At 69.3% G+C, this 4,548-nt stretch carries 5 protein-coding genes; 3 read left to right on the top strand and 2 right to left on the bottom strand.

The genetic code is table 11. The annotated features are described in order from the left end of the window. Positions 1–34: 34 nt before the first annotated feature. Positions 35–397, top strand: coding sequence for a nuclear transport factor 2 family protein (locus M3Q23_12765; GenBank protein ID MDP9342935.1), 363 nt, complete (start codon positions 35–37; stop codon positions 395–397). Here the strand turns inward: M3Q23_12765 and M3Q23_12760 are convergent. Further along, positions 394–843 (bottom strand): hypothetical protein, encoded by a 450-nt coding sequence (locus tag M3Q23_12760; protein ID MDP9342934.1) that lies wholly within the window; start codon positions 841–843, stop codon positions 394–396. The two genes, M3Q23_12765 and M3Q23_12760, sit on opposite strands and share 4 nt — an antisense overlap. Before the next feature lie 125 nt (positions 844–968). Between M3Q23_12760 and M3Q23_12755 the strand changes: the two genes are divergently transcribed. Further along, positions 969–2,363, top strand: coding sequence for an alkaline phosphatase family protein (locus tag M3Q23_12755; protein ID MDP9342933.1), 1,395 nt, complete (start codon positions 969–971; stop codon positions 2,361–2,363). A 5-nt stretch (positions 2,364–2,368) separates the two neighbouring features. After that, entirely contained in the window at positions 2,369–3,031 is a 663-nt protein-coding gene (cysC, locus tag M3Q23_12750; GenBank protein ID MDP9342932.1) for an adenylyl-sulfate kinase, read from the top strand. Here the strand turns inward: cysC and M3Q23_12745 are convergent. Further along, the gene (locus tag M3Q23_12745) at positions 3,028–4,332 is read right to left on the bottom strand and encodes a hypothetical protein (GenBank protein MDP9342931.1); all 1,305 of its coding nucleotides are present in this window, start codon (positions 4,330–4,332) and stop codon (positions 3,028–3,030) included. The genes cysC and M3Q23_12745 overlap by 4 nt on opposite strands. Positions 4,333–4,548 lie beyond the last annotated feature (216 nt).

Here is a 4,548-nt window from a genome sequence, read left to right as displayed (position 1 = left end):
GCCCTTCCTCGTTCGGGAGGGAGGAGGGACCTCGATGAATGTGGGGCGGGTGGAGGAATGGCTCAAGGGGTACGTGCGGGCCTGGGAGACCAACGACCCCGAGGACATCGGGCGGCTGTTCACCGAGGACGCGAGGTACTACACGGCCCCGCACCGCGAGCCGTGGGTGGGGCGCGGCGCCATCGTGGAGGGGTGGATCGACCACAAGGACCAGCCGGGCGACTGGAGGTTCCGCCACGAGGTCCTGGCGACCGCGGGAGACCTCGCGTTCGTGCGGGGGTGGACCGACTACCCGGACCACGAACCGCCCGCCTACTCGAACCTGTGGGTGATCCGGCTCACGGACGACGGACGCTGCTCGGAGTTCACCGAGTGGTGGATGGAGGCGCAGAGTTAGTCGGCCTGCGGCAGCGGGCGTTCCTGGCCGGTCTTCCCCAGGCCCCACAGCAGGGCCAGGGTGAAGGCCGCGTTCACGGCGGCCAGCAGCCACCACAGGATCGTGGAGAACCCGTGCCGGCTCAGGGTGGTGAAGACCGGGCCCGGCGTCGGCACGAGGTCCAGCCCGAACAGGGCGTTCAGCACGGCGATGACGGTGATGGCCGCGGAGACGATGACGAACGTCCACGACCACCACCACACCTGCTCGGAGCGCTGCGCGACGAGGACCATGAACATGGCCAGCACCATGGCCTGGACCCCCACGATCTGGACCCAGGCGTAGTGGGGCTGGGCTACCTCCGAGAAGAGGTTCACCAGCACCAGGCGCGGAGCGATGGCCAGGGCCAGGCCGCCCAGGAAGAACACCGCTGCCTGGAGATACAGGACCCTTCGCAGGAAGGCCACGGGGGGCGATTGTACGGGCTTGCCCTCCCGGCCAGCGGGTACAATGGCCGCCGTCCTCCGGAGCGCGGCCCACGCAGGCCGGGCTCCTTTTCGTGAGGACGGCACTCCGAGACGACGAGGCAGACGTGACGATACAGGGACCCAGGGTGGCCGTGATCGGCCTGGACTGCGCAACGCCGCAGTTGCTGTTCCGGGACCTGGCCGACGAGGTCCCCAACATCCGCGAGCTGATGGCCCGGGGAATGCACGGCGACCTGGCCAGCATCACCCCTCCGATCACCGTCCCCGGATGGGCCTGCGCCATGACCGGGAAGACGCCGGGGCAGCTCGGGATCTACGGCTTCCGTAACCGCAAGGACTCGAGCTACGAGGGACTCTCCATCGCCACCTCGGACGCCGTGAAAGAGCCCGCCGTGTGGGACTTCCTGGGGCAGAACGGCCTGAAGTCGCTGCTGATCGGCGTGCCGCCCAGCTACCCGCCGAAGCCGGTCGAGGGGTGGCGGATCTCGTGTTTCCTGACGCCGCCGTCGGCGAAGACGTACGCGTATCCGGCCGAGGTGATGCACGAGGTCGAGGAGGAGGTCGGGGCGGGCAACTACATCTTCGACATCCCGAACTTCCGCGACAAGGGCTACGAGTTCGTCCTGGACCAGGTGTTCAAGATGACAGAGCGGCGGTTCGCGGTGGCCCGCCGGCTGATTCGTACAAAGCCGTGGGACTACTTCATGCTCGTGGAGATGGGCCCGGACCGGTTGCACCACGTGTTCTGGCAGTACTACGACCCCAAGCATCCGAAGTACGAGCCCGGGAACGCGTTCGAGACCGCGTTCCAGGACTACTACCGGTACCTGGACAAGGAGATCGGCTCGCTGCTGGAGGCGCTTCCGCACGACGCCATCACCATCGTGATGTCCGACCACGGGGCCCGACCCATGATCGGCGGCCTGTGCTTCAACGACTGGCTCATGCGCGAGGGATACCTGGCCATGACGGAGTCGCCGGAGGGGCTCACGCCGATCGCCAAGGCCCCCATCGACTGGAAGCGCACCGTGGCATGGGGCGACGGGGGGTACTACGGCCGCCTGTTCCTGAACGTGAAGGGGCGCGAGCCGCAGGGCGTGGTGGACCCCGGGCGGTACGAGGAGACCCGCGACGAGCTGGTGGCGAAGCTCGAGGCCATGCCCGGCCCGGACGGCACGTCGCTCGGGACCCGCGTGTTCAAGCCCGAGGACGTCTATTCGGAGGTCCGCGGGGTCGCCCCGGACCTCATCGTGTACTTCGGCGACCTGGAGTGGCGCTCGGTGGGCACGGTCGGCTACGAGGACATCTTCACCTACGAGAACGACACCGGCCCCGACGGGGCCAACCACGACCGGACCGGCGTGTTCGTGATGGCGGGCCGCCCGGGGCAGGCCGTGGGCCGGCAGGAGGGGCTGCGCCTCGTCGATGTGGGCCCGTCGATCCTGTCGCTGTACGGCATCGAGGCGCCGGAGGGCGCGGAGGGGAAGAGCTTCCTGTGAGGGATCTGGACGGCAGCGGCAGCGGCAGCGGTACCAGCGGCGAGAGCGGGTTCTGCGTCTGGTTCACCGGACTGTCCGGAGCGGGCAAGTCCACCATCGCCGAGATGCTCTTCCACGAGCTGAGGGCCCGCGGGATGAGGACCGAGATCCTGGACGGAGACGTGGTCCGGCAGAACCTGTCCAAGGGCTTGGGGTTCTCCAAGGAGGACCGCGACACCAACGTCCTGCGGATCGGGTTCGTGGCGGACCTGCTGGCCCGAAACGGCGTGGTCACGATCTGCTGTCCGATCTCCCCGTACCGGGAGACGCGCGACGCCGTGCGCACCCAGATCGAGAAGACGGCGAAGTTCGTGGAGGTCCACGTCCACGCGACCGTGAAGGAGATCGCCGATCATCGCGATCCCAAGGGCCTGTACAAGAAGGCCATGGCGGGAGAGATCACCGGCTTCACCGGCGTGGACGATCCCTACGAGGCTCCCGAGGACCCCGAGCTGAGGCTCGACACCATGGTGGAGACGCCCGAGGAATCGCTCCAGCGGGTGCTCGACACGCTGCACCGGCTGGGATGCCTCGACGACTCGACGATGCTGGTCGAGGGGCCGAAGGAGCACTCGGGGTTCACCGACCTCCGGGTCACCGAATCGGGGCAGGTCGCCGAGGGCCGCTAGCCTCGGCGGGCCGGCGCGCAGTCTCGTTCGGACAGCACCAGCAGCGGGTTCGGCCTCTGCGTGAAATCGAACGCCTCCAGCAGGTCGGCCGCCTCGCCGTCACGCTGGGTCAGCGGCTTCAGCCCGTGGAGGTCCTCGATCAGCTTCAGGACTGACGAGAACTCCAGCGTGGTGTGGTCCACGAACCCCGGTTTGGCCCACGGCGAGATGACGATGGCCGGGACGCGCGGGCCCAGACCGTACAGGTCGACGTGGGGTGGGGGGACGTGGTCGTAGAAGCCCCCGAAGTCGTCCCACGTGACGACCACCGCCGTGCTCGACCACTCGGGGCCCTGCATGATCGCGTTCAGCGTCCGGACGGTCCAGTTCTCGCCCTGGCAGATGCCGTACGGCGGGTGGTCGGACTCCGGGACCGGCGGGACCACCCAGGACACCGCCGGGAGCCGCCCCGCCAGGGCGTCGGGGATGAACTGGGGCTCGGGGACGACGTTTCGCCACTCCGGCCCGAACCGGACGTGGTGCACCATCCGCAGCGGCTGCGCCCACAGGCTCTCGCCCTGGTAGTAGCGCCACGCCACGCCGTGCGCGCGGAGCTCGTCGGGGAGGACCTTCACGTCCGTGCACGGCCACCGGGTGGTCCAGTAGTTCTTCACCAGCGGCAGCGTGGCGGCCCGGTCCTCCAGGGCGAACGCGTCCTGGGTGGCCTTCGGGCCCAGGACCCGGAACGAGCGGGCCCGCTCCGCGGGGTCCTCGCAGAACTGGGCGGGGGGCCCGGTGCCGGCGCCGCCGTCGTCGTCCGGCCCCACGAAGCGGTCGGACTGGGCCGCCACCGCCCACAGGTGCTCGATCATGGTGGGCCCGTACGCGGAGCTGAAGAACCGGTCGGCCAGGGTGAAATGCGAGGCGTACGCCCAGTAGTTGGGGATCTGGTCCTGGTGGTACTGGACGTAGGAGACCAGGCCGGAGCCGTCCCACAGGCGGTTGAAGCAGTTCATCCGGCCGCCGTTGATGGCGCGGATGCCGGCCACGAACGAGTGGTTGGCGCCGTACGTCCGGTCGGACGCCCGCGTCAACGGCACGAGCTTGCCGCCGCACGTCCGGCCGTGGCGAGCCCCGTCGGCGCCCGGGAACGTGCCGAACATCGTGTCGAACGTGCGGTTCTCCTTCACGATGAACACGACGTGCTTGATCCGATGCCGGGCCAGGTCGAGCTGCGACGGCGGCTTGGTCGCGGGGGACCCGCTCCAGGCCAGCAGCAGGAGGGTCACGGGCAGCACGGACCGGACGAGCGGGGCGCGCATCGGGGCGGAGCATACGTCCGAGAAGTTCCGGAAATGGCGTTGCGTCGGGACGGCGCCGGCCAATACCTCCACGAAGGTGCCGATCCTCGGGAGGAGGGGCTGGTGGACGTCCGGCGGATGAGCGACGAGCAGCTCCTGGCCCGGGCGGGGCGGGACCGGGCGGCGTTCGAGGAGTTCTACCGCCGCACGGTGGCCCGCGTGGTCGCGTTCTCGGCC

It is taken from the genome of Actinomycetota bacterium (genome assembly GCA_030774015.1).
In the GTDB taxonomy this organism is placed as follows: domain Bacteria; phylum Actinomycetota; class UBA4738; order UBA4738; family JACQTL01; genus JALYLZ01.
The sequence above is the reverse complement of the archived record's forward strand: the minus strand, read 5'-3'. Positions and strand labels throughout refer to the sequence as shown.